Origin of the sequence: Nocardioides malaquae (genome assembly GCF_015070385.1) — a bacterium.
Classification (GTDB): domain Bacteria; phylum Actinomycetota; class Actinomycetes; order Propionibacteriales; family Nocardioidaceae; genus Nocardioides; species Nocardioides malaquae.
The window spans coordinates 31,833-56,282 of record NZ_JADCSA010000012.1; the positions used below are offsets into that span (position 1 = coordinate 31,833).

General features: G+C 72.1%; 22 protein-coding genes. 15 read left to right on the top strand and 7 right to left on the bottom strand.

Annotation, left to right across the window (positions count from 1 at the left end; all coding sequences use genetic code 11):
• The first annotated feature begins 1 nt into the window (after position 1).
• From IEQ44_RS17950 to IEQ44_RS12305, 4 genes are read left to right on the top strand one after another with little or no spacing between them, the layout of a single operon-like run.
• Entirely contained in the window at positions 2–760 is a 759-nt protein-coding gene (locus IEQ44_RS17950; RefSeq protein ID WP_193638761.1) for a type II secretion system F family protein, read from the top strand.
• Entirely contained in the window at positions 757–1,149 is a 393-nt protein-coding gene (locus tag IEQ44_RS17955) for a DUF4244 domain-containing protein (protein ID WP_319804651.1), read from the top strand. The genes IEQ44_RS17950 and IEQ44_RS17955 overlap by 4 nt, the downstream gene beginning before the upstream one ends.
• Positions 1,146–1,499 (top strand): TadE family type IV pilus minor pilin, encoded by a 354-nt coding sequence (locus IEQ44_RS12300; RefSeq protein WP_193638762.1) that lies wholly within the window; start codon positions 1,146–1,148, stop codon positions 1,497–1,499. The genes IEQ44_RS17955 and IEQ44_RS12300 overlap by 4 nt, the downstream gene beginning before the upstream one ends.
• On the top strand, positions 1,496–1,969 hold the full coding sequence (locus tag IEQ44_RS12305; RefSeq protein ID WP_193638763.1) for an Rv3654c family TadE-like protein: 474 nt from the start codon (positions 1,496–1,498) through the stop codon (positions 1,967–1,969). Before IEQ44_RS12300 ends, IEQ44_RS12305 begins: the two co-directional genes overlap by 4 nt.
• Here the strand turns inward: IEQ44_RS12305 and IEQ44_RS12310 are convergent.
• Together IEQ44_RS12310 and IEQ44_RS12315 are read right to left on the bottom strand one after the other, a co-directional pair.
• Complete coding sequence (locus IEQ44_RS12310; protein ID WP_193638764.1) at positions 1,915–2,496, bottom strand: hypothetical protein; 582 nt, start codon at positions 2,494–2,496, stop codon at positions 1,915–1,917. The genes IEQ44_RS12305 and IEQ44_RS12310 overlap by 55 nt on opposite strands.
• Before the next feature lie 10 nt (positions 2,497–2,506).
• Complete coding sequence (locus IEQ44_RS12315) at positions 2,507–4,801, bottom strand: DEAD/DEAH box helicase (protein ID WP_193638834.1); 2,295 nt, start codon at positions 4,799–4,801, stop codon at positions 2,507–2,509.
• A 244-nt stretch (positions 4,802–5,045) separates the two neighbouring features.
• Here IEQ44_RS12315 and IEQ44_RS12320 point away from each other — a divergent pair, with 244 nt between their 5' ends.
• The 4 genes from IEQ44_RS12320 (at position 5,046) to IEQ44_RS12335 (ending at position 9,962) form a co-directional block, all read left to right on the top strand.
• Entirely contained in the window at positions 5,046–5,381 is a 336-nt protein-coding gene (locus tag IEQ44_RS12320) for an STAS domain-containing protein (RefSeq protein ID WP_193638765.1), read from the top strand.
• 152 nt (positions 5,382–5,533) lie between these two features.
• Positions 5,534–7,852 carry a sodium-translocating pyrophosphatase gene (locus IEQ44_RS12325; RefSeq protein ID WP_193638766.1) on the top strand — a complete coding sequence of 773 codons (2,319 nt, stop codon included), beginning with the start codon at positions 5,534–5,536 and terminating at the stop codon, positions 7,850–7,852.
• Between the two features lie 56 nt (positions 7,853–7,908).
• Positions 7,909–8,442, top strand: a complete 534-nt coding sequence (locus IEQ44_RS12330; RefSeq protein ID WP_193638767.1) for a hypothetical protein — start codon at positions 7,909–7,911, stop codon at positions 8,440–8,442.
• 20 nt (positions 8,443–8,462) lie between these two features.
• Positions 8,463–9,962: a DUF7059 domain-containing protein gene (locus IEQ44_RS12335; RefSeq protein ID WP_193638768.1), complete on the top strand. Its 1,500-nt coding sequence runs from the start codon at positions 8,463–8,465 to the stop codon at positions 9,960–9,962.
• Positions 9,963–10,047: 85 nt separating this feature from the next.
• On the opposite strand, the gene IEQ44_RS12340 is transcribed toward IEQ44_RS12335, so the two are convergent.
• The gene (locus tag IEQ44_RS12340) at positions 10,048–12,366 is read right to left on the bottom strand and encodes a nidogen-like domain-containing protein (RefSeq protein ID WP_193638769.1); all 2,319 of its coding nucleotides are present in this window, start codon (positions 12,364–12,366) and stop codon (positions 10,048–10,050) included.
• A 212-nt stretch (positions 12,367–12,578) separates the two neighbouring features.
• Between IEQ44_RS12340 and IEQ44_RS12345 the strand changes: the two genes are divergently transcribed.
• The 5 genes from IEQ44_RS12345 to IEQ44_RS12365 all read left to right on the top strand — a co-directional run bounded on the left by IEQ44_RS12345 (position 12,579) and on the right by IEQ44_RS12365 (position 19,000).
• A complete protein-coding gene (locus IEQ44_RS12345) occupies positions 12,579–14,408 on the top strand; it encodes a class I SAM-dependent methyltransferase (RefSeq protein ID WP_193638770.1) in 1,830 nt (609 codons plus the stop codon).
• A gap of 70 nt (positions 14,409–14,478) precedes the next feature.
• A complete protein-coding gene (locus IEQ44_RS12350) occupies positions 14,479–15,636 on the top strand; it encodes a sensor histidine kinase (protein ID WP_193638771.1) in 1,158 nt (385 codons plus the stop codon).
• The gene (locus IEQ44_RS12355; RefSeq protein ID WP_193638772.1) at positions 15,633–16,268 is read left to right on the top strand and encodes a response regulator; all 636 of its coding nucleotides are present in this window, start codon (positions 15,633–15,635) and stop codon (positions 16,266–16,268) included. Before IEQ44_RS12350 ends, IEQ44_RS12355 begins: the two co-directional genes overlap by 4 nt.
• Before the next feature lie 127 nt (positions 16,269–16,395).
• On the top strand, positions 16,396–18,501 hold the full coding sequence (locus tag IEQ44_RS12360; protein ID WP_319804653.1) for an MMPL family transporter: 2,106 nt from the start codon (positions 16,396–16,398) through the stop codon (positions 18,499–18,501).
• A gap of 46 nt (positions 18,502–18,547) precedes the next feature.
• Positions 18,548–19,000, top strand: coding sequence for a DUF2871 family protein (locus IEQ44_RS12365; protein ID WP_193638774.1), 453 nt, complete (start codon positions 18,548–18,550; stop codon positions 18,998–19,000).
• On the opposite strand, the gene IEQ44_RS12370 is transcribed toward IEQ44_RS12365, so the two are convergent.
• Positions 18,958–19,878, bottom strand: a complete 921-nt coding sequence (locus IEQ44_RS12370; protein ID WP_193638775.1) for a hypothetical protein — start codon at positions 19,876–19,878, stop codon at positions 18,958–18,960. The two genes, IEQ44_RS12365 and IEQ44_RS12370, sit on opposite strands and share 43 nt — an antisense overlap.
• Entirely contained in the window at positions 19,875–20,498 is a 624-nt protein-coding gene (locus IEQ44_RS12375; RefSeq protein WP_193638776.1) for a hypothetical protein, read from the bottom strand. The genes IEQ44_RS12370 and IEQ44_RS12375 overlap by 4 nt, the downstream gene beginning before the upstream one ends.
• Positions 20,499–20,785: 287 nt before the next feature.
• Here IEQ44_RS12375 and IEQ44_RS12385 point away from each other — a divergent pair, with 287 nt between their 5' ends.
• Both IEQ44_RS12385 and IEQ44_RS12390 read left to right on the top strand, forming a co-directional pair.
• The gene (locus IEQ44_RS12385) at positions 20,786–22,195 is read left to right on the top strand and encodes an HNH endonuclease signature motif containing protein (RefSeq protein WP_193638777.1); all 1,410 of its coding nucleotides are present in this window, start codon (positions 20,786–20,788) and stop codon (positions 22,193–22,195) included.
• A 39-nt stretch (positions 22,196–22,234) separates the two neighbouring features.
• The gene (locus tag IEQ44_RS12390; RefSeq protein ID WP_193638778.1) at positions 22,235–22,552 is read left to right on the top strand and encodes a hypothetical protein; all 318 of its coding nucleotides are present in this window, start codon (positions 22,235–22,237) and stop codon (positions 22,550–22,552) included.
• A 19-nt stretch (positions 22,553–22,571) separates the two neighbouring features.
• On the opposite strand, the gene IEQ44_RS12395 is transcribed toward IEQ44_RS12390, so the two are convergent.
• Entirely contained in the window at positions 22,572–23,591 is a 1,020-nt protein-coding gene (locus IEQ44_RS12395) for a class II glutamine amidotransferase (protein WP_227487390.1), read from the bottom strand.
• A gap of 62 nt (positions 23,592–23,653) precedes the next feature.
• Positions 23,654–24,442: an urease accessory protein UreD gene (locus IEQ44_RS12400; protein WP_319804654.1), complete on the bottom strand. Its 789-nt coding sequence runs from the start codon at positions 24,440–24,442 to the stop codon at positions 23,654–23,656.
• Positions 24,443–24,450 lie beyond the last annotated feature (8 nt).

A 24,450-nucleotide genomic window follows, 5' to 3' on the forward strand; every position in this document is an offset into this window, starting at 1 on the left:
CGTGACGGTGTGGGTCGTGGCGCTGGCGTGCGTCGGGACGGTGCTGCTCAGCGGTGGGGACCCCGTCTCCGCCGAGCGCTGGCGGGCGGTGGGGGTGCGGGCGAGTGATGCCGGGGTGCGTGTGGGGCGAGCCACGGTGGAAGGTCGGGCCAGCGCGCCCGTCGTGCAGGCGTCGCTCTGCCTGGGCGCCGGTGCGGCTCTCGGGGTGGTGGTCGGGGGTCCCGGTCCCGCGGCGATCGGGTGGGGCGCCGCGATCGCGGCGGCGGCGTGGTGGGCCGTGCGCCGCGCACCCCGGGCTGCGGCCCGTCGCGCCGACCGGGCGGTCGCGGCCGACCTGCCCTTCCTGGTGCTGCTCCTCGCGGCCGGACTGCGCGCGGGCGGCTCGGCCGACGTGGCGCTCCGCGCAGCGCAGCAGGCGTGCCCGGGGCCGGCCGCCGAGCGGTTGCGACCACTGACCGCCCGTCTGGCCTGGGGGGTCGACCCTGCTGAGGTCTGGGCCGACCTCGCCCTCGACCCCGCGCTGGGTGCCCTGGGTCGACGCCTCGGTCGCTCGCACCGGACCGGGGTGTCGGTCGCCGACGCGGTGGCCGACCTGGCGACCGAGCTCGCCGTCCGCCGGCGCAGCGAGGTGGAGGACCTGGCGCGCGGCGTGGGCGTGCGCGCGGCGTTGCCCCTGGGGCTGTGCCTGCTGCCCGCCTTCCTGCTGCTCGGCATCGTGCCGGTGGTCGCCGGACTCATCGGCCAGTTGGCCTGGCAGTGAACTCGGCGACCGGTGGCGTGACGCGCACCAGTGGGGGGAGCGCCAGGTGGCGGGTCCTCGAGCCACGACCCGTGCACAACCCGGCCGCACTCCACAGCGCTCGTCTGGCCTCGGCGCCCACCCCCTCGGCTCCGCGAGGTTGGAGCCTCGGCCGCACCCGCGGTCGAGGACACAGGAGGTATCGGATGAAGACCATGACGACCGTCGTCCGTCGCGCCGGGCAGCGTCGCAAGGGCGAGGAGGGCATCACCACCGCGGAGTACGCCGTCGGCACGGCCGCCGGAGCGGGCTTCGCGGCCCTGCTCTTCGCGCTGCTGACCGGCGGTCTGGGTGACCGGCTGCTCAACACTCTCTTCGACCACGTGCTCTCGCTGCTGGGCGTGGGATGAGGCGCGGTGAACGGGGCGCGGTCACCGCCGAGATCGCCCTAGGGCTGCCGCTGCTCGTCTCGATGACGATCGGGTCGGTGTGGTTGGTCGCCGTCGGGGCGGCCCAGGTGCGGGCGGTCGACGCCGCCCGCGAGACCGCCCGGGCCGTCGCTCGTGGCGACGAGGTGGGCGCCGCGGTCGAGGTGGGGGAGCGCATCGCCCCCGCCTCGGCGCGGGTCCGGGTGGAGCAGGGTGACGGCCAGGTGCGGGTGGTGGTCAGCGCCGGCGTTCCGCCGCCGGCCGGTCTCTTCGCCGGGTTGGGCCGTGCGCCGGTGCGCGCGGAGGCGGTTGCGGTGCTGGAGGAACCGTGAGCAGCCGGCCGGGCGGCCGGCGGTCGAGCGACAGGTGCGAGCGGGGCGCGGGGTCGGTGCTGACGCTCGCGCTGGTCGCAGTCCTGCTGACCGTGACGCTCGCGGTCGCGGCGTGCGGGGGCCTGTTGAGCGCCCACCGGCAGGCCCAGTCGGCAGCCGATCTGGCGGCCCTTGCCGGTGCGGTGGAGGCTGCTCGTGGCGGTGACGGGTGCGCGGCCGCCGCGCGGGTGGCCGAGCTCAACGGGGCCCGGAGCGTGCGGTGCTCGGTCGAGGGCACCGAGGTGAGGGTGGTGACGGGGGTGCGCGGGCCGAGGTGGGCGGGCTTCCGGGCCGAGCTGGTCGGCGAGGCGGTCGCGGGGCCCCGGGGTCAGAGACCCTCAGTAATGCCGGGTCAGAGGCCCTCAGTAATGCCGGGTCAAAGACCTTCTGCGCTGGCGGCCAGCTGGGCGACGGCGGGAGCGAGGTCGTGACAGCTGCGCGGAACCTCGGTGTAGCCGTCGAGCACCAGCAGCAGGCCTTCCTCCGGCCGGGTCCAGAGCACGGCGGCGCGCTCGTGCACGACCCACTCGCCCTGCCGCCAGACCCGGAGCCGGTGGTGCACCAGGGTGGCCGCCCCCGACGAGGTGGTGAGCTCCTGCCAGGTCGGCGCGCCGTGCACCTCGTGCCCCGACAGCAGGTCACGCACCACGTCGAGCACCTCCTGCCCGGCCGGCAGCGGCATCGACTGCAGCGTGGCGTGCGCGACCGGGCTCAGGGTCGTGGCGTCGGCGAGCAGCAACCAGGCCGACATCAGGAACGGGTCGGAGTCGCTCAGCCGTCCTTCCCGAGTGCCGGCGAGCCGTCCGGCCATCGAGGCCACGGCGGGGGCGACCTCGGCGGCGTGCGGGTCCGTGGCGTACGCCTCGGCGAGGCGTCGGGCGTACGCGGCCTCGTCGGTGGGGGTGAGCTCGAGGGGCAACCACCGGGCGAAGCCACCGATGGTGAGCTCGTGGATCATGCCGCCGACGCTACCCAGCGGCCGGAGCGCCAGCCAGCAGCACGTCCAGCAGGCGCCGGGCCCCGGCCTTGTCGAGGGGGTTGTTGGCGTTGCCGCACTTGGGTGACTGGATGCACGACGGGCACCCCTCGAAGCACTCGCAGGCCGCGATCGTCTCCCGGGTCGCGGTCAGCCACTCGACGGCGGCCCGGTAGCCCCGCTCCGCGAAGCCCGCCCCGCCCGGGTGGCCGTCGTGCACGAAGACGGTCAGCAGGTCGGTGTCGGGGTGTCGGGCGGTGGAGACGCCACCGATGTCCCAGCGGTCGCAGGTGGCGAAGAGCGGCAGCAGGCCGATCGAGCAGTGCTCCGCGGCGTGGGCCGCGCCGGGCAGGTCGACCGCGTCGAGGCCGGCAGCCGCCAAGGCGTGGTCGGGCACGGTCCACCAGACGGCGGTGGTGCGCAGCGACCGTGGCGGCAGGTCGAGCGGGTGCTCGGCGACCACGTCGCCACCGGGTTGGCGACGCACCAGGTAGGAGACGACCTGGCTGGTCACGTCGACGTCGCCCACGTGCAGGGTGCAGTCACCCCACCGCACGCGCTCGCGGGTCTCCACGATCGCGATGTCGGTGGTCTCCCGCGCCGACGTGGAGTGGTCGACGTCGCGCCGCTGCAGGATCGCGACCCGGTCCTCCAGGTCGAGGTCGTCGACCACCCAGGTCTCCCCCCGGTGCAGGTAGACGGCGCCGGGGTGGGCCGTCGAGTGCACCGAGGCGGCGTCGACGGTGCCGACCACGCGACCACTGTCGCTCTCGACCAGCTGGAAGGCCGCGCCCCCGGTGGAGCGGATGTCGGTGTGGTCACTGGGGCGGGCCGCGTCGGTCCAGAACCAACCGCGGGGCCGTCGTCGCAGCAGCCCGTTGGCGACCAGCCCGTCGGCGACCTCGCGGGCCCGCGGACCGAAGAGCGGCAGGTCGGCCTCGGTCAGCGGGATCTCGTGCGCCGCGGCGCACAGGTGCGGAGCGAGCACGTAGGGGTTGTCCGGGTCGAACGCCGTCGCCTCCACCGGGGCGCCGAGCAGCGCCTCGGGGTGGGCGACCAGGTAGGTGTCCAGCGGGTCGTCACGGGCGATCAGCACGGCGAGCGCGTCCTGCCCGTCGCGCCCCGCTCGCCCGACCTGTTGCCAGAACGCCGCCCGGGTGCCGGGGAAGCCCGCGACCAGCACGGCGTCTAGACCGCTCACGTCGATGCCCAGCTCCAGTGCGTTGGTCGCCGCCAGACCGGTCAGCCGGCCCGCCCGCAGCGAGGCCTCGAGGTCACGGCGCTCCTCGGGCAGGTAGCCGCCGCGGTAGGCCGCCACCCGCCCCGGCAGCGAGGGGTCGACGTCGGCCAACAGCTCCTGGGTGCGCACCGCGACCTGCTCGGCGGCGCGCCGGGAGCGTACGAACGCCAACGTCGCGACGTCCTGGACGACCAGGTCGGCCAGCAGGTCGGCCGCCTCGGAGGAGGCGGCACGCCGCACCGGCGCGCCGTTCTCGCCGGCGTAGGTGGTCAGCGGCGGCTCCCACAGGCCGATCTGCACCCGGCCGCGTGGCGAGTGGTCGGCGGTCAGGGCCACGTGGTCGAGGCCGGTCAGCCGAGTCGCTGCCGTCTCGGGCTCGGCGACCGTCGCCGAGCAGAGCACGAACGTGGGGGAGGCGCCGTACGCCCCCGCGACGCGCCGCAGCCGGCGCAGCACCTGCGCGACGTGGGCCCCGAAGACGCCGCGGTAGTGGTGGCACTCGTCGACCACCACCCACCGCAGCTTCGCCAGGAAGCGAGCCCATCGCTGATGCGCCGGCACGAGCGAGCGGTGGAGCATGTCGGGGTTGGTGAGCAGGTACTCCCCGTGGTCGCGCGCCCAGTCGCGTTGCTCCCGGCTGCTGTCGCCGTCGTGGGTCGTGACCCGTACGCCCGTGCGCAGGTCGGTGAGCCCGGCGAGCTGGTCCTGGGCGAGCGCCTTGGTCGGCGACACGTAGAGCGCGGTGGCGCCTCGCTCGTCGCGGGCGCCGCGCGACTCCAGGATGCCGGTGAGCACGGGCAGCTGGTAGGCCAACGACTTGCCCGAGGCGGTGCCGGTGGCGAGCACGACGTGCTGCCCGGCGCGCACGGCGTCGGCCGCGACGACCTGGTGGAGCCAGGGCTCCTCGACCCCGCGGGCCGTGAAGGCCGCCCGGACCGACGGGTGCACCCACTCCGGCCACGGCGCCGTGGTGGCCGCGCGGGCGGGCAGCTCCTCGACGTGCCGCAGGCGCTCGTCGCGCCCCGGCACGCCCGACAGCCGCGTCATCGCGTCACCCAGCCGGTGCGCGGAGGCACGGGGTGAGGAGGGGGTCGTCGGCGGCACCTGTCCAGTCTGACAAGAGCCGCCGACAGTCGTCTGGGCACCGTGTCACGATGGGGCGCGTCCGACGTGTCGTCCCACGTGGCGTCACGCGGCCACCGGTCGTTTGTTAGCCTGCCCAGAGCCGCATGAGCAGGACTCTGGCGGTGTCTCGGCATGGGGCCGGGTGCTAACCGGGAGGAGTGACAAGGTGGACTTGACGCTGGAGACGGTCGAGACCTCTGGCCGGACCGTGATCGCGGTCGGCGGTGAGATCGACGTCTACACCGCGCCGAAGCTGCGCGACACCATCACCGATCTGGTGGCTGCGGGTTCCTACGACCTCGTCGTCGACCTCAGTGCCGTGGAGTTCCTCGACTCGACCGGGTTGGGTGTGCTCGTGGGTGGACTGAAGAAGGTCCGCTCCCACGACGGCACCCTGTCCCTGGTCTGCGCCCAGGACCGACTGCTGAAGATCTTCCGGATCACGGGCCTGTCGAAGGTGTTCGACATCCACGCCGACCAGGCGGCGGCGCTCGCCAACTGATCCTCACCGAAAGGACGCGGCCCCTCCCGGCCGCGTCCTTTTGCATTGTGTCTCTAGTGGCACCGTGCCTCTGGCGTGACCGGGGTCACATCTGCGTAGAGTGTCGAGCCAACCGGAACCAACCCCCGGACTCCTCTCGCACGGAGGCGCAGATGACTCGATCCGTCGTGGCAGCAGCAGTCGGACCCACTCCTGAGCTCAGCGGCACCAACCTGGTGCTGGTCGCCGTCGTCCTGGGCATCTCCCTGGCCGCCTTGGCGATGGCCGCCGTCTTCCGCAGCCAGGTGCTCGCGGCCTCCGACGGCACCCCGCGCATGCAGGAGATCGCCCGCGCGGTGCAGGAGGGCGCCAACGCCTACCTGGCCCGCCAGTTCCGCACCCTGGCCGTCTTCGTCGTCATCGCCTTCTTCGTGCTGCTGGCGCTGCCGGCGGCCGACCTCGGCGTGCGGATGGGCCGATCCATCTTCTTCGTGCTGGGGGCTGGCTTCTCCGCCGCCATCGGCTACCTCGGCATGTCGCTGGCCGTGCGCGCCAACGTGCGCGTCGCCTCCGCCGCGGAGACCGAGGGCCGCGAGCCGGCGATGACCGTCGGCTTCCGCACCGGCGCCTTCGTCGGCATGACGACCGTCGGCCTGGGCCTGCTGGGCGCCAGCTCGGTGGTGCTGATCTTCCGCGACGAGGCCGCCCACGTGCTCGAGGGCTTCGGCTTCGGCGCCGCGCTGCTGGCGATGTTCATGCGGGTCGGCGGCGGCATCTTCACCAAGGCCGCCGACGTGGGCGCCGACCTGGTCGGCAAGGTCGAGCACAACATCCCCGAGGACGACCCGCGCAACGCCGCGACGATCGCCGACAACGTGGGCGACAACGTGGGCGACTGCGCCGGCATGGCCGCCGACCTCTTCGAGTCGTACGCCGTCACGCTGGTCGCCGCGCTCATCCTCGGGTCGCAGGCCTTCGGTGACGCCGGCCTCGTCTACCCGCTGCTGATCCCCGCGGTGGGTGCGCTGACGGCCGTGCTCGGCGTCTTCCTCACCCGCGCCAAGGCCGGCCAGAACGGCCTGACGACCATCAACCGGGCGTTCTACATCTCGGCCGCGGTGGGCGGCCTCGGCTCGGTCGTCCTGTCCTACCTCTACCTGCCGGCGTCGTTCTCGGAGTTCGCCAACGTCACCGGGGCCGACATGGGCACCGCCAGCGGCGACCCGCGGCTCATCGCCGCCGCCGCGGTGGTCATCGGCATCGTCATGGCCGCCGCCATCCTCACCCTCACCGGCTACTACACCGGCACCGAGCACGGACCGGTGAAGGAGGTCACCCGCACGTCGCTGACCGGCCCCGCGACCGTGATCCTGTCGGGTCTCAGCGTCGGCTTCGAGTCCGCGGTCTTCACGACCCTGGTCATCGGCGCCGCGGTCATGGGTGGCTACCTGCTGGGCGGCGCGACCCTGACGGTCTCGCTCTTCGCGGTGGCGCTGGCCGGGTGCGGACTGCTCACCACCGTCGGCGTGATCGTCGCCATGGACACCTTCGGCCCGGTCGCCGACAACGCCCAGGGCATCGCGGAGATGTCGGGCGACGTCAGCGAGGAGGGCGCGCAGATCCTCACCGAGCTCGACGCGGTCGGCAACACCACCAAGGCGATCACCAAGGGCATCGCGATCGCGACGGCGGTGCTGGCCGCGACCGCACTCTTCGGCTCCTACGCGACCTCGGTGGCCACCGCGTTCGCGGAGTCGGGGGCGAGCGAGGCGCTCGACTTCACCGTCTTCAGCCCGGCCATCCTGGTGGGCATCCTGCTGGGTGCCTCGGTGGTCTTCCTCTTCTCGGGCCTGGCCATCAACGCCGTCGCCCGGGCTGCGGGCGCGGTGGTGCTGGAGGTGCGGCGCCAGTTCCGCGAGATCCCCGGGATCATGGAGGGCACCGGCCGTCCGGAGTACGGCAAGGTCGTCGACATCGTCACCCGCGACTCGCTGCGCGAGCTGGTCACCCCCGGCGTGCTCGCCGTGATGGCGCCCGTCGCGGTCGGCTTCGGTCTGGGCGTGGAGGCGCTCGCCGGATTCCTGGCCGGGGCGATCGGTGCCGGCACCCTGATGGCGGTCTTCCTCGCCAACTCCGGTGGCGCCTGGGACAACGCCAAGAAGCTCGTCGAGGACGGCCATCACGGCGGCAAGGGGTCGGAGGCGCACGCGGCGACGGTCATCGGTGACACCGTGGGCGACCCGTTCAAGGACACTGCCGGCCCGGCGATCAACCCGCTGCTCAAGGTGATGAACCTGGTCTCGCTGCTGATCGCCGCCACCGTCGTGCAGGTGAGCATGGGGGCCGACGAGAACCCGGTGCTGCGTTACGGGATCGCGTTCGTGGCGCTGGCGATCGTGGTGGTCGTGGTGGTGCTGTCGAAGTCGCGCGGCAACCAGATGCCGACCAGCGACGCCGACGCCCCCGAGGCGTTGCAGCAGCACCTGCGCTGACCTAGGGTCGTCGCCAGTCGGGGTGCGGAGGGCGCCCTGGGGAGAGGGAGACCCACGTGAAGCTGCGCATCCGATCGCTGGCCCTGGCGCCGGTCGTCGCGCTCGCCCTGACCGCCTGCGGAGCCTCGGAGGAGGAGTACGCGGAGGCGATGACCGACGGACTCTCCTCCGCGGAGTCCCAGCCCATCAGCCAGGCCAAGGCCGGCTGTGTCTCGGACGCCTTCGTCGGACGCCTCGGCACCGAGCGCCTCGGCGAGATGGGTGACCCGGCCGACCTGGAGGCGGCAGCCCGTTCGCTCTCCTTCCCGGGCCTCAACCTGACCGAGGCCGAGGGCAACGACCTCTACGACGACTTCATCTCCTGCGACACCGACCTCAACGGGCTGGTGACCGCCGAGCTGGCGGACCAGGGCCTGGCCCTGCCCGACGAGCTGATGGAGTGCCTGTCGAAGAAGCTCTCCGCCGAGCAGATGCGCGGCTACTTCGTGCCGCTGATGCGCTCGGGCCAGACCGACATCAAGCGCCCGGTGATGAAGAAGATCGAGCGTGGCGTCGTCACGTGCGCCGAGGAGTTCGGCCCCCAGGGGTGACGGCTGGGAGGATGGGCACCATGCCTGACCTCCCGCTCCTCGCCGACGCCCACCTGCCCGGTCAGCTCCGCTCCGCGCTCGAGCGGGCGAGCTTCACCTACGCGACCGTCGCCGACCTGCTCGGGCCCCGCGCGCACGAGGCGCTGGGACGCAACGAGACGACGCCCGGCGAGCGGGTCACCCGCGGCGGCAGCCCGTTGGAGACCCTGACCCGGTTGTTCACGCTGCAGCGTCCGGTGACCCGTGCGCACGCCGACACGGCGTTGCCGGGCCTGGTCGACCGGCTGGTCGAGGCCGGCGTCCTGGAGGGCTCGGCGGGCGAGCTGCGCGCCGCGGTGGACGTACGCCCCTACGCCAGCGACGACGGTGACGGCTCCGACGCGTCGGCGGACCTCTGGGTCCTCTCCGACCTGACGCCCGGGATGGACGGCCGCCCCCACCGGGTGGGCGGAGACTACGTGCTCGGCGTGAGTCCGGCGTCGACGTCGCTGGCGCAGCTGACGATGCGTACGCCGGTGGCGCGCGCCCTGGACCTCGGCACCGGCTGCGGGGTGCAGGCGCTCCACCTGGCGACGCACGCCGATGCGGTGGTCGCCACCGACGTCAACGCCCGCGCCCTGACGATGGCCCGCTTCACGATGGCGCTCAACGGCATCGACACCGTCGACGTGCGCGACGGCTCGTTCTTCGAGCCGGTGGCCGGCGAGAAGTTCGACCTGATCGCCACCAACCCCCCGTTCGTGATCTCTCCGGCGACCGGCGAACGGCTGGTCTACCGCGACTCCGGCCTGCCCGGCGACCAGGTGGTGGAGCACGTGGTCCGCCGCGGCGTCGACCACCTCTCCGAGGGCGGTTGGCTGCAGGTGCTCGCCAACTGGGCGGTCGCCGAGGGCACGCCCTGGGACGAGCGGCTCGCGGCCTGGCTGCCCGACGGCACGTCGGCCTTCGTCGTGCAGCGCGAGGTGCTGGACCCCGCTGCCTACGTCGAGCTCTGGCTCAAGGACGCCGGCCTGCACGGCGGCCCGGACTACACCGAGCGCTACGACACCTGGCTGGGCTGGATGGAGGCCCAGGGGATCGAAGGCATCGGCTTCGGCTGGATCAACGTGCGGCGGGGAGGTGAGGCCCGCGAGCTCCTCGACTGGCCCTACGACGTGGAGCAGCCGATCGCGCCCGCGATCGAGGAGTGGGAGGCCTCCCACGACGCGCTCGCCGGTGTCGACGACCTGTCGGCCGAACGCCTCGTCGTGCGCTCCGACGTACGCCAGGAGACGCAGGGGGCTCCCGGTGCCGAGGATCCGGAGACGATCGTGCTGCGTCAGCAGCGGGGGATGCGTCGTGCCCGTCAGGTCGACACCCTCGAGGCGGCCATGGTCGGCGCATGCGACGGTGACCTGGAGGTCGGCCAGATCCTCGACGCGGTGGCGAGCCTGCTGGGGCAGGACCCCGAGGGCGTACGCACGCAGGTGCTGCCGGCGGTGCGCGAGATGGTGGCCGAGGGGTTCCTCGACCTGGCCTGAGTCAGGCCTGGCCCGGGCGTGACGCAGACTGCCCGCCAGGCCGAGGCCTGACGGGCAGTGCTGCGAGCGGTGTGCTCGTCGGCCGCTACCTCCGGGTCACCCGGACGGCAATCGCCTTGGAGGACGACTTGTTCGTGCCCTTGTTGCCGGAGAAGACGGCCTTGACCCGGTTCTTCCCCTTCTTGAGCTTGGCGGCCTTCACCTTGATGGTGACCTTCTTCTTGGTGCCGCCCTTGATCTTCTTGACGGCGACGGTCTTCTTGCCGACCTTGATGAAGATCTTGCCGGTCGCGGTGCCCCTGGTCGTCACGACCACGGTGACCTTGACGGTCTTGCCCTTGACCTTGCGCTGCTTCTTGGGGATCTTCAGGGTCGTCTTCGACACCGCCTTCTTGGCCTTCAGGGTGGTCGAGGTGACCTCGACCGGGGTGAAGGTGACGGTCATGCCCTGCCCCTCGTCCACGTAGTCGGGACGCTGGACCGTCGTGCGCGCCGAGAAGGTGGCGTTCACGTCGGAGGGCTTGATCTTGTAGGTGGCCGTGGTCAGCGCGGTGCCGTTGCGCACCAGCACCGTCTGCCTGTGCTCGAACGGCTCGGCGAACGTGGCCGCCGTCGCGATGATCGTGTTGCCGACCCGCGCGCTCCCGCTCACCTTCGGCGCCGTAGTGGCCGTCGGGGGTGTGAGGGTCGGGCAGTTGAGCTTGATCACCAGATCGATCTTCTCCGGCGGCACCTCCATGGCACCCGTGGTGGCGCTGTCGCACTGGGGTGCGTCCACCTTCACCTTGTACCAACCGGCGGTGACGTCCCAGCGGAAGTAGCCGACACCGTCGGTGGTGTCGGGGTTGCGGCGGTTGGAGGGCGACATGATGTCGCTGCCGTTCGGGACGACCGTGTAGGGGTCGGCGAAGTTGTCCGCGCGCAGCAGGGTGACCGTCGCGCCGGCGACGGGACGACCCCACTGGTCGGTCACGGTGCCGCTCGGGTCGATGTAGACGTTGAACGCCGTCGGCGTCCCGCCACAGGTGGCGGGCACGTTGGTGCGGATCTCAGCGGCACCCGACTCGGGGTAGAGCGCGGCGATCGTGGCCGTGTAGACGCCGGCCGGACCCTCGACCAGGGGCAGGCCCTGGCGGAGCGGACGCCCCTCGACGAAGACCGAGTAGGTCGGGTTGGCGACCCCGGCACACCCGGTGAGACGCAGCGGCAGGTCGTCGGTCCAGTAGACCGACGGCACGGTGCCGTCGCCGGTCTCGCCGTCGAGCACCACGGTGGAGGGCATCCCCACCGGGGCCCGGAGCACGATCGGGTCCATGGTGACCGTCTGGCCGACCACGACCGTGGCGCTGCCACCGCCCGCGATCAGCTGGTCGCCCTGCGGGATCACGCGCACGTTCTGGACGCCGGCGGTGCGGGCGGAGAAGTCGAACCCGCCCCCGGCGTCGGTCCGGGTGTAGGCGCAGCTGCGTCCGGTCGACGTGCACGCCTCGACGTAGGCGTTGGCGATGCCCGCACCGGCGCCGTCGACGACGCTGCCCAGCAGGGTGCCGAAACGCTCCGTCTGGCCGGAGTTGCGCACCTGGAAGTTGTAGCGACCGGGCTCGCTGCTGCCCTGCCGGTTGGCGACCAGGGAGTTGGGGCCGCCGTCGAGGAGGGCGCCGTTGACCAGCGAGCCGGGCAGCTGGACGTGAGTGCCCTCCTCACCGGTGCCGTCGGTGAAGCCCGCCGCCGCCGAGGTGCCGCCGAGTCCGTCGGTGCCACCGGAGGCGTTGCCGGTCTCCCACTGGATCTGGTCGTAGTTGAAGGTGATGTCGAAGTCGCCGGGGCTGCGTCCGGGCTGGTCCTGGGTCGACCGCAGGATCAGCTGGAAGGAGTTCAGCTTGTCGGCACGCGAGGAGTAGAAGCCGACGTTGACCCAGTTGACGCAGAACGCGCTGCCGTCGGGGGAGGCGCCGTAGGTGACCACCTCACTGCCCTCGCCGCGGGTGTCGACGTCGGCGAAGAAGGGGGCGATCATCGGGAGCGCGGTCGGACCGGTGAGATCCTCGGGCGTGTAGGTGCTCCGGCCCTGGCCGAAGGTCACGTTGCCGTTGTTGTTGACGTAGATCTCCTCGTGGCTCGCGCCGAAGAAGGTCAACGGAAACGGGAGCGGCACCGCGTCGGAGTAGGAGTCGTCGTTGCGCTCGAGCGCGTTGGTGCGGCACCACTCGTAGTCTTCAGCGGCCGCCTGCCCCACGACGGAGGCGGTGCCCACGCGCTTCTCCGCCGCCGAGCTGGGGCCGGCCCCGTTCGGTTTCGCGGAGGGCTCGTCCGCGTGCGCCGCGCCTGCGGCGAGGCCGCTCAGCGACAGCAGGAAGGCGGTCGACATCGCAAGGATGCGGCCTCCCCCAGGTGATCTGGTCATCGTTCTCTCCTGTCAGAGATGCCAGGAGGCCCCCACGACCCCCCGGTCCCCTCGCACCATAGACCTCTTGTCCCGGGTCGGCGAGTGCCTCCATCTGGGCAAGTCAGGGGTCGGCGTCTCACGGTGCGACCGGGAGTCTCCGCGAACGGTTCCCGCCGGGGCGACGAGCCGCTACGGTCGGCAGACTTCTCGTCGACCAGGAGCAGGACCGCATGCCGAAGCTCAGAGCCCTTCCCGTCGTCAGCGCGTTGACCCTCGTGGGCCTCGCGCAGAGTGGTCGCCGCCTGCGCATACGCGCCGGTCGCCTGGCGGGTCTGGGGCCGGCTGAGGGGTCCGTCGACGTGTCCGGGTGGCGGGTCCTGGCGGCCACCGGCGTCGAGCCGCGGCCCGAGACCGTCGCCGCCGCGGTGGCGTGGGCGGAGACCGAGGGGCTGGACGCGGTCGACCTGGTGCCGGCGGACCTGCCCGTCGAGCGGGTGCTCGACCTGTTGCGCCAGGTGGACCCGGCGACCTTCCGGGCTGCGGCCACGGCCAAGGGACGCTCGGCCGGTCACGCGATCGTGGTGCGCGAGGAGGTCGCGGTCCGCGCCGACCTGCCGCAGGGTCCGGTGTCGCCTGCCGAGCTCGCGGAGGTCGCGCCGCAGGTGAAGCGGTTCGCGCCGCGTACGTTCGACCTCGCGGTCGCGCCGTCGGAGCGGGCGGTGGCCTGGTCGGCCGACGAGGAGCTGGCCTTCCAGCGGGTGGTGCTCGATCGGTTCGGCTCGCTCGCCCTCTTCACCGCCGGCGCCCAGCTGGCGCTGCTGGGTGCGGGGGTCGCGGCCTCGCGGCCGCTGGGTCTCGCCGCGGTGGCGGCTTTCCAGGCGCAGCCGGCGGTGGCGCTCGGTGGTCATGCCAACGGCCTGGCGCCGGCTGACCTGGGGCCCCGCACCGCGACGCGGTGGGCGAGCGAGGTCGTACGCCTCTCCGCGCTGCTGCGCGCCGACGCCCCGGAGGCGAGGTCGTTGCGGCTGGCCGAGGAGGCGCGGCCCTATTACGACGCCGAGCTGCCGCTGGGCACCGACCGCTTCTTCGAGGAGCCGGTCGAGAAGTGCCGCTGGTGCGGCTCGACCGAGCTGCGGCTGCTGCACACCACGCCCGACCTGATCCAGAACAAGCCGGGCACCTTCCGCCTCGACGAGTGCGTCTCCTGCGGCCACGTCTTCCAGAACCCGCGCCTGACGCCCGCTGGCCTCGACTTCTACTACCGCGACTGCTACGACGGTTTCGGCGAGGAGGAGATGGAGGGCATGTTCGCCACGCAGTCCGACGACTACGAGAGTCGTGCCGCGATGGTGCGTGCGGTCGAACCGGCCCCGCGGCGGTGGTTGGACGTCGGCAGCGGGCACGCCCACTTCTGCCTGGTGGCGCGCGAGCAGTTCCCCGAGACCTCCTTCGAAGGCCTCGACCTCGGCTCCGCGATCGATGACGCGGCCCGTCGGGGGTGGATCGACCGCTCCTACCGCGGCATGTTCCCCGACGTCGCGCCTGAGCTGGCCGACCAGTTCGACGTGGTGAGCATGCACCACTACCTCGAGCACACCCGCGAGCCCGTGGAGGAGCTGGACGCCGCCGCGACCGCCCTGCGCCCCGGCGGTCTGCTGCTCATCGAGGTGCCGGACCCGGAGTATCCGTTGGGTCGCAAGCTGGGTCGCTACTGGATGCCGTGGCTGCAGCCCCAGCACCAGCAGTTCATCTCGATGGGCCGCCTCGAGCAGGCGCTGACCGAGCGGGGCTTCACCGTCCTGGACCGCCAGCACGTGCAGAAGAACCCCGCCCTCAACGTGATCAGCGCGGGCTTCCTGCTGGCCGGTCACCTCGTGCCGCGTCAAGGGATGCCGTGGCGCCCCCGCCCGGCGGTCACCGAGCGGGCCGGCCGCATCGCCGCGCTCACGACCCTGCTGCCCCTCGCTGCTGTGGCCGGGGTGGTCGCCCAGGCCGTCGAGCAGAAGGGCGACGACGAGCCGGGGGCGGCCTACCGGGTGCTGGCGCGGCTGGAGGCCTGATCAGCGACTCCAGACGAGTCCCAGGGCCGCCGCCCGGCGACAGGCACCTTCCGCTCCTAGACTCACGAGGGTGAGGTGTGGCTACCCGCAGCCGAGCGCTGCACAGTTGAGGCTCGGCCTGCACGGGCTCGTGGGGGCGTTGGCCGTCGTGGTGGGGTTGCGCGCGCTCACCGGGGATGGCGAGCCGGTGGCCACGCTCCTGCTGGTGGTGCTATTCCTCGTCGCGTACGCCGCTCGCGCGCGGGCGGCGAGTGGAGCGGTGCGACTGACCCTCATGGTGGTGCTGGTGGCGCTGTGGGCCGGACTGGTCTTCGCCGGGGCGGATGCTGCCTACGTGTCGCTGGCGCTCTTCCTCGTCTTCCTGACCGAGCTGGCGTTCGTGCCGGCGATGCTCGCCATCGGCGCGGTCACCGCCGTCGACGTGGGGGTGCGGGTGGCAGGCGGCGGATCGTCGGAGCAGCTGCTCGCACCGCTCCTGGGGGCAGCGGTGTCGGTGCTGGTCGGCCTCGGCTTCAGGGTGCTCTTCGACGCGACCACGGCCCAGCGCGACCTGATCGAGCAGCTGCAGGTCACCCGGGCCGAGCTCGTCGAGTCGGAACGAGCAGCCGGGCAGGCCGAGGAGCGCGAACGGGTGGCCCGCGAGATCCACGACACCGTCGCCCAGGGGCTGAGCAGCATCCAGCTGCTCCTGCACGCTGCCGAGGCAGAGGTGGCGACCCGTCCGGAGCAGGCGCTGGAGCGCGTCATCCTCGCGCGGGACACGGCCGCCTCCAGCCTGGTCGAGGCCCGGCGCATCGTGGCTGAGCTCTCGCCAGCCGACCTTGTGGACTCGAGCCTGGCCGTGGCGCTGGCGCGGGTGTGCGAGCGGGCCCCTGCCCAGATCACCTTCGCGGTGGACGGGACGCCGGCGGAGGTCCCGATGCCCGTGGAGGCAGCGCTGGTGCGGATCGCCCAGTCCGCCGTGGCGAACGTCGTGCAGCACGCAGGCGGAGGGGCCCACGCCGTCGTCACGCTGAGCTGGAGCGGCGACCGGGTCCGTCTCGACGTCGTGGACGACGGACCGGGTCTGGACGTCAGCATCCTCGAATCGCCCGCGGTGGCAACCTTCGGGTTGGACACGATCCAAACCAGGGTGACCGACCTGGGCGGGGAGTTCGCGGTGGAGTCCGAGCCCGGCCACACCGCACTCGCCGTCTCCTTCGCCCTGGGCGACGGAGGGTCGACGTGATCCGGCTCGTGATCGCCGACGACCACGCGATCGTGCGGGCAGGCCTGCGTGCCCTGCTCGAGCAGCATCCCGGCGAGGTCGAGGTGGTGGGGGAGGCGTCCTCGATCGACGAGGCCGTTCAGCTCTGTCGCGCCTGGCACCCCGATGTCGTCCTCATGGACCTGCGCTTCTCCGGCGACACCCGCACCGGCGTGGACGCCACCCGCGTCATCCGTGGCCTGGAGCCGCCGTCGTACGTGCTCGTGGTGACCAACTACGACACCGACAGCGAGATCCTGCTCGCCGTCGAGGCGGGCGCCAGTGGCTACCTGCTCAAGGACACCCCGCCCGCGCAGTTGTGGGCCGCCGTGAAGTCGGCCGCCACCGGCTCGATCGCCCTCTCGCCCGCCATCGCCTCACGGCTCCGCACCCGCGCCGTCGCCCCGTCCGCCACCCTGACCCCTCGCGAGCGCGAGGTCCTCTCGGCGGTGGCGACGGGACTGTCCAACCGTGAGGTCGCCAGGTCGCTCTTCCTGAGTGAGGCAACGGTGAAGTCCCACCTGGTGCAGATCTTCGCCAAGCTGGACGTCAAGTCCAGGACGGCCGCCGTGGCGCGTGCCCGGGAGCAGGGGCTGCTCGCCGCCGACCGGTAGGTGAGGTCGCCGGCCGAGGGGATGTCGGAGGTGGCGTCGGATCCATCGAAAGGTGGAGTCCGGTCCAACTGAAGGTTCGATGTGCGGGGCCTTCGCCGGCGCTTGACTCGAGGATGTGAAGACATCTGTGCCCGGTCAGTCCCATGTCAGCCGCCGCACCGCGTGGTGGGTGGTGATCGCCTGGGTGTTCGTGATCGGCGTGCTGACGTCGGTGGCCCCGACCTTGGACGACGTCGAGACCAGCGACGACGACAACCCTCCCGCGGACTCGATGTCGATGCGGGCAGCGGCCCTCGCCGAGGCGGAGTTCGGCGCGGACGCGGCGCCTCCCGCGATCATCGTGGTGCGTTCCGGTTCCCCGGACGCCACAGGCGAGGCCGTGTCCGGCCTCGTGAGCGCGATCGAGCAGGCCGACCTGCCGGCGGTGCTCCGGGTGGTGGACGCCACGGCGGTGCCCGGCGGTGGAACCCTGGTCAACGAGGATGGCACGGCCCAGACCGTGATGGTGTCCTTGTCGGGAAGTGCCGGTGACGACGACTACCGCACCACGGTCACGGACCTCCGCACCATCACCTCCGGTGTCGACGACGGCGACGTCGAGGCGGCGCTGACCGGGCCCGCAGGCATCGTCGTCGACGCCGTCGAGGTCTTCGGGGGCAGCGACATCGTGCTGCTCCTCGGCACGATCGCCCTGGTCGTGGTGCTGCTCTTCGCGATCTACCGGTCTCCCGTGCTGGTCGTGGTCGCCCTGGTCGGGGTGGGCTTCGCGCTGCGCCTGGCCGAGGGTGCCGGTGCACTCCTCGCGGAGGCCGGGGTCATCGAGATCAGCGGGCAGACGTCCTCGATCATGACGGTCCTGCTCTTCGGGGTCGGCACCGACTACGCGTTGATCATCTTCGCCCGCTCCCGCGAAGCGCTCGCCGAGCATCCCGACCCCCGGGTCGCGGTGCTCCGGGCGATGCGATCGGTCGCCGGGGCGCTGGCCGCGAGTGTCTCGACGATCGTCGCGGCGGTGCTGGCGCTCCTGGCCGCGGTCACCCCCACCTTGCAGGCCTTCGGTCCCTACCTGGCCGTGGGGGTCGTGTCGATGGCCGCCGTCGCCTTCACCCTGACGCCGGCGTTGCTGGTGATCAGCGGCCGCCTGGCGTTCTGGCCCCGCCGATCTTCTGATGGTCAGCATGACCTGGTCAGCTCACGGGTTTGGAGCAGGGTGGCCGACGTCGTGATCACGGCCCCGCGCCGCGTGCTGGCGGGCGGGCTGGCGGTGCTCGCCCTGATGTCGACGGGACTCATCGGCGCCCAGCAGTCCTTCGACATGGTCAGTGGTTTCCGCCTCGAGACCGAGTCGGCAATCGGTCAGGAGATGCTCGCGGAGTCCTTCGGCCCGGGGATCATCGCTCCCAGCCAAGTGCTCGTGCGGGCAGAGGGCCCGCTCAGCGACGAGCAGGTCGAACGCGTCGCGGGCGCGCTCGGGTCGGCCCCGGGCGTACGACAGGTCGGGCAGGTGCAGACCTCGGCGGACCACCGGACTCTGGCCGTCGACGTGGTGCTCGAGGCGAACCCCTACGGCCCGGAGGCCATGGGCCTCCTGCCGCGTCTCACCGACGTCGCCGGGTCCGCTGCCCGCGACGGTGGGGCAGGCCGCGTCGACGTGCTCGTGGGCGGTGAGACGGCGGTGGCGGCCGACACGCGGACGGCGCTGAACCGTGACCTCGTCGTCGTCGGGTTGCTGATGCTGCTCGCCGTCTCGCTGATCCTCGGGTGGGTGCTGCGCTCACTGCTCGCGCCGCTCTACCTCGCCCTCACCCTGGTGCTGTCGTACGCCGCCACGATGGGGCTCACGTCCTTCGTCACCCTCACCGTGGGCGGGGACCTCGGCATCGGCAACCGCGTGGCGGTCTACGTGCTGGTCTTCCTCGTCGCCCTGGGGGTGGACTACACGATCTTCATGATGACGCGCTACCGCCAGGAGCTGGCCACGAGTGCTCCTGTGCCCGCGTTGCGCACGTCGATCGTCCGGACCGGCGGCGTGATCTCGTCGGCAGGCGTGATCCTCGCCGGAACCTTCGCCGTGTTGATGACGCAGCCGATCCGCGAGCTCTACCAGTTCGGGTTGGCGATGGCGATCGGCATCCTGCTCGACACGTTCGTGGTCCGCCCCCTTCTCGTGCCCGCGTGCATCCGCCTGCTGGGCCAGCGTGCGCTGTGGCCGACGCGACCCGCCCACCCCTGACGACCCCCGTTCCCGAACGCCACCCTTCCCGACCCTGAGGAGAGCCGTGCTCACCCTGCTCCACCGATCTGCCGCGACCTGGACCGTGCTCGGTCTGGCCAGTGGCCTGTTCTACCGCGAGTTCACCAAGGCCAACGGCGTCAGCGGCGGCACCCAGCTCGCCGTGACCCACACCCACGCCCTGACGCTGGGGACCTTGACCCTGCTGGTGCTCATGGCGCTGACCGCGGCCCTCGGCATCTCCGACCGCCGGTTCCGGTGGGGCGTCATCGTCTGGCAGGCCGGCCTGGGCGTGACCTTCGGAGCCATGCTCGTCAAGGGAAGCCTGCAGGTGCTCGGCAGGAGCGCCGCTGACTCCCCGGCGCTCGCCGGTGTGGCCGGCCTGGGCCACATGACCCTCACTGCAGCTTTCGTCCTGCTCTTCCTGGGCCTCGGCGCCTCGCTCGGCAACCTGGCTCAGGAGCGCCGGCCCGACGCCACTCCCTCGTCGTCCTCGTAGGACGCGCCCAGCTGTCGCGAGAGCGCGCGGTAGGTCTCCTCGTCGACCACGGCTGCCACCTCGGCCAACACGTCGCGGTGGATGCGTTCGCGGGCGACCGCGTGGAGCGAAGGGCCCAGCGCCAGCGGCAGGTTGCGGACGTACCACTCGCGGAACCACCGCACGCCGAGCTGCTGGACGACGAAGGCGATCAGCCCCGGACGACCCCGACGCACCCACAGCCCGACCGCGCGCCCGACGACGAGCGCGAGGAGGAAGGCCGTGGCCATCACGAAGACCGTGCCCACGATCTCGTCACGGGCGAAGTTGTCCATCACCGCGAAGATGCCGCCGTAGTAGATCGGGGTCAACACCTCGATGCGCTCCACCAGTGGGGTCACCGTCTCCGCCATCTCGGCGAGCTGGCGGATCGAGTCGAGGTCCGGCCTGCCCTCCCACGCGTCGCGGGCGTGGTCGAAGGCCGAGGGGAGGCGGCCGTCGCCGAGGGCGGTCCACGTGTCGTCGACGTCGACGTAGGTCTCCTCGACCGCGCGCAGGGTGCCGGTGGCCTCGTCGGCCGCCTCGCGGAGCTCCGACTCCGGCACCGTGTTCGCGCTGATGTGGTCGACCGCCTCCTGGATCTCCTCCCGGTGGTCGACGACGTAGCGGGCGGTGCGGAACTCCTCCACGAGGGAGGGCACCGCCGCGACGGCGTCCCGGGCCTTGCCGCCGACGGTCTCGGAGTCGCTGAGGGCGACGGCGGCCACAGCGCCCGCGCCGTAGGCCTTGATGCCGAGCTCGAGCAGTGAGCCAGTTACCAGACGACCGAGCTCCAACCGGCTGCGCAGCGACGGTTCCTCGGGTGCCGGCGAGCTGTCGGGGTCGGGGGAGGTGCTCATCGGGCGCCGATCCGCGGCCGCGGCAAGGCCGCCCGGACCCGCCGCAGGCTCTCAGCCAGGGCCTGCCTCGCCGTCCGCACCCGGGCAGCGACCCACCGGAAGGGTGCGCTGACGATCCGCCAGAAGGCGCGGGCAGTGGCGACGGCCCAGCGCACGGGGGCGTCGAGAAGCCGGTGCAGCCAGCGGCTGACGGTCCGCCACGCCGCCTCGGCCAGGCGCAGAGGAGCGGCCAGGGCACGGCCGGTCGCCCGAAGGACTGCGTCGATCCCCCGCCCGACGGCCCGCGCCGCCGCGGAGAGCCACCGCCACGGGGTCGCCAGCAGGCGTCCGAACGCCCGCAGGAGCGCGTCGAACCCGCGTCCGAGTGCCTGCAGGCCGGCTGCGATCCACTCGAAGGGGCGCCGGAAGAACCGCCCCGCCGCACGCAGTGCCGCCGACGCCCAGCGCAGGGGCGTACGCAGGACGCGCACGAGCGCGCGTCCCACCGCGTCCACCGCACGGCGGACGGCGCGCCACCCGGCCCGGAGCACGTCGCGCAGCAGCACGAACGGCAGCAGAGGGATCCCGAGTGCGACCTCGAGGCGCGACGGCGGGGCGGGCTGCGGCGTTTCGTCGTCCATGGCAGACGAGTCTGCCGCACGCGACCGACACGTCTCGCTCACCGAAGCGGGAGCAGATCCGGATGACGTGGGGAGACCCCTTGACAAACCAAGCGTCGGCACGGCCGCGAGGCCCTCGCCAGCGGCGACGTGGAAGCGGTGCGGTCGGTGGGCGTGATGCTCACCGAGCTGGAGTCCCTCTGGCGTGGCCGCATCTCCCGGATCGACGAGCTCATCGCCTGAGCAGCCCCGACCGTTGGGTGAGACGGGGCTTCCGGGCCCACTCCGACCTCGCTAGATTCGAACCTGTGTTCGAAGAAGTCACCACTCCCCGCGACCTGATCGGCCTGGCTCGCCAGCGCCGAGCGGCGTCGTGGCGTGCGGAGGCCGACGTGCTGGCGATCGCCTATGAGTGGGCAATCGCGCACCCGGCTGGTGAGGACGGCTGGAACGCTGCGGCGTTCCACCACCCCTTGGGTGACGAGCCGATCTCGGGTGACGGTACGCCCGAGGTCGCCGCCTCGTGTGTCGCTGAGCTGGGGGCCGCGCTGGGCGTGTCGACGGACGCGGCGAAGAAGCTGATCGGCCACGCGATCGAGATGGTCCACCGGCTGCCGCGGGTGTGGCGTCGCGTGCAGGCTGGTGAGGTGCCGGTCTGGCGAGCCCGGCTGGTCGCCGAGGCGACGATCCACCGCGACCCGGCCCTGTCGCCCGAGGCGATGGCGTGGATCGACGCGCAGGTGGCGCCGTTCCTGGAGAAGATCGGCCGCGCCCAGATGGAGCGCATCCTCGCGCAGGCGATCGAGCTCTACGGGTTGGCGGCCCAGGAACCACCCCGGGATGAGGACAACGACGGCCGGTACGTCCACATCCACACCCCGATCGGGCCGTTCGCGGGATCGATGCGCATCGAGGCCGAGGTCTCGAACGCTGACGGGCACGACCTGACCCAGGCGCTTGCTGCGGGTGCGGCGGCGCTCAAGGCCGGTGGCTCCACGGCGTCGCTGGACGTGCGGCGGTCGGTGGCGTTGGGTGAGCTGGCGCGGCAGCAGACCTCGCTCGACCTCGCCGGCGCTGAGGCCGAAGGCGACGACGGTGGCGAAGGCAGCGCTGGCACAGTGGCTGGCACCGCGGACGGATCGATGCAGCGCAAGGCCCGCCGCGTGGACCTGCACCTGCACTTCTCTGCCGAGGTCCAGCCCGACGGCACCACCGGGATCAACCCGATCGGGTTCCTGGAGAACGGCCAGAAGCTGGCCCTGCTGTCGCAGGTCCAATCCTGGATCAACGACTCGCACACCGACGTGCGGATCCTTCCGGTGATCGACCTCAACACCCAGCTCTCCACGAGCCGGTACGAACCGACCGACCGGATCAGGCGTCAGGTGATGCTCCGGGATCGCACGTGCGTGTTCCCGTGGTGCACCAGACCCGCGCGGTCCTGCGACCTCGACCACGTCGAACCGTTCGACCACGACGCCGCAGCTGAAGGTCGGCCACAACCAGGACCGACCGCAACAGACAACCTGGCCGCCCTGTGCCGCAGTCATCACCGGCTCAAGACGCACACCGGCTGGCGACTCACCTCGCCCGCCAGTGGTGTCTTCGAGTGGACCAGCCCCCACGGTCAACGCTTCCGGCGCGACCGTCACGGGACCAGCGACCTGACCGACGGCGACGAGTCCGTGCATGCGGTGGGGCAGCTCTGCCCCACCTAGGCTGAGGGGCCCGTCCCCGACACGATCCGAGGTTCTCCGGTGCCTGCCAGTCGTTCTGCCCGTCAGAGGAAGGCCAGCGCGGAGGCCGGCGACCTCGCCGAGGTGCGCATCGACTTGGCCACCGATGACTCGTTCGCCTACACGATCGCGTGCGTCGAGTGCGAGGTCCCGCGCCCCGGCACCGGCACCCGCGCCTGGAGCACCCGTCGGCCCGGCGAGGACAACGGCTACATGGCCGCGATGGACCGCTGGATCTTCCACCTCACCGCCAAGCACGCCGGCACCGAGGCGCCGTGCCTGCGCTACCTGCCCGAGGCCGAGGCCCGGCTGCAGGAGCGCCGCGACGCCCAGCACTGACGTACAGCCAGGACCCGGGTCAGATCTTCAGCTGGTTGACCGTCCGACTGATCTCGTCACCGTCCTTCTCGAGGAAGACGATCTCCCCGAACTGCAGCTCCGACCAGTCGTCGACCTCCTTGGTCAACGGCTCCGAGGCGAAGATGACGGACGTCGCGTGCTCGACGGAGCACTCCTCGAAGCCGTAGGTCGCCTCGTTCTGCTCGAAGTGCTTCCCGGCCATCATGTACATCGGCTCGAGCAGCATCCCGAGCGCGAAGTCATCGGTGCCGTGCTCCGCCTTGCGCAGCTCGCGCCAGTCACCCTCGGGGTCGGTCTCGCCGTGATGCCCGGTGCCGGTGTTGACCCCGATGATCCGGTTCGGCGAGACCAGTGCGACCTTCAGCTTCGTCAGCGTCTGCAGGTCGAGGTCCTCCATCGCCTTCGCGATGAGTCGCATCATCTCCTCGAAGGCGCGCTGCACGTCCTCGTCGCTGTCGCTCTCCAGCAGCGAGAGCAGGAGCACGTAGAGGAACTCGGTGTCGGTGGTGCCGCCCAGCTGCTCCAGGTACTCGTCCTTGCAGTGCTGCAGGAGCTCGCGCTGCAGCAACACCCAGTTGGGCAGGTCGCCGTTCTGCGCGATGATCCACTGCGTGCCCTTGAAGGAGAAGGGGTGACAGTTCTCGTCCGACAGCACGACCTTCGAGTTGTAGTCGGCGGCCCGCACGTGGGCGAGCATCGTGCTGGCCCGCAGGTGGGGCACGACCTTGTCGACGTTGTCGTCGTAGAAGGCAGCCATCGGACGGTGGTAGAGGAAAGGCTCCTCCGGCTTCAGCAGGTGTTCGCTCCACAGACCGAACCCCCACCCCGCCAGCTGCAGCTGCGGGTGACGCTCGGGGTCGAGGGTCTGGTTGATGAGGCTGTTCTCCGGCTTCAGCAGGAGGTCCTCCAACGGGATCTCAGGCCCGATGTAGGCAAGGACTCGGCACATGGACTTCCTTCGCTGACGATGGGGGGCCGGTCGCTTCGTCGCGTCGACGGGCCCGGGGGTGCTGCGCATCAGCGTCCCTCGTCGAGCGGCGCCGCAAACCCCCACCGCGAGCCACCGCCGCCCACCACCCCTCAGCGCAGCGACGCGAAGATCCGGTCCAACCCCGCCGCCGCCGCGTGGGCGTGGTCGTCCAACCGCCGCCAGATGGTGTCGCCGCTGGCCAGCTCGAGGCAGGTCACCCCGGGTGCGGCGGGCGGCAGGTGGGTGGCGATCGCGTCCGCCCGGGTGTGCGCCGGCACCGCGGGTGACACGCTGGCGGGGCGGAAGTCTCCGTAGGAGGCCACCTGGTCGAGCACCCGGTGGGGCGCCAGGTCGGCGGCGTCCAGCTCCTCCACGAGGACGTCGGCGCCGTCGCGGCGCACGTGCGTACGCGACCGCAACCGGCCCGGCTCCTCGCCGTGGCGCCCCAGCACGAGGGTCTCCCGCACCAGGGCGCGGGCACCGACCTCGAGCTCCACCTCGAGGCTGCGCTCGACGTCCGACCCCGCGGCCGAGACCCACGGCAGGGTCTCGTGCACCACCGTCGCCCCCGGACCCACCTGGAACGACGTGCGCCACCCGGCCCGACCGCCGCGCATGTCGTAGGCCACCGTGCCGCCCGTCTCCACCAGCTCCAGACGCAGTCCCGGGTCGACGACCACCGTCAGCGCCACCTGGTCGCCGCTCAGGAGCAGGGCCCGCTCCGGCACCAGGGCGACCCGAGCCCCCCGCTCCAGCCGGCGCTGCAGCACGGCGCGGAAGACGCCGCCGCCTCCGGTCAGGCGGCACCCTCCGTCCGACGTCGCGACCAGCGCCAGCCGGGTGATCTCAGTGGACACGGTCAAGGGACGGGCCACGGGACTGGTCACGGGACTGGTCACGGGAATGG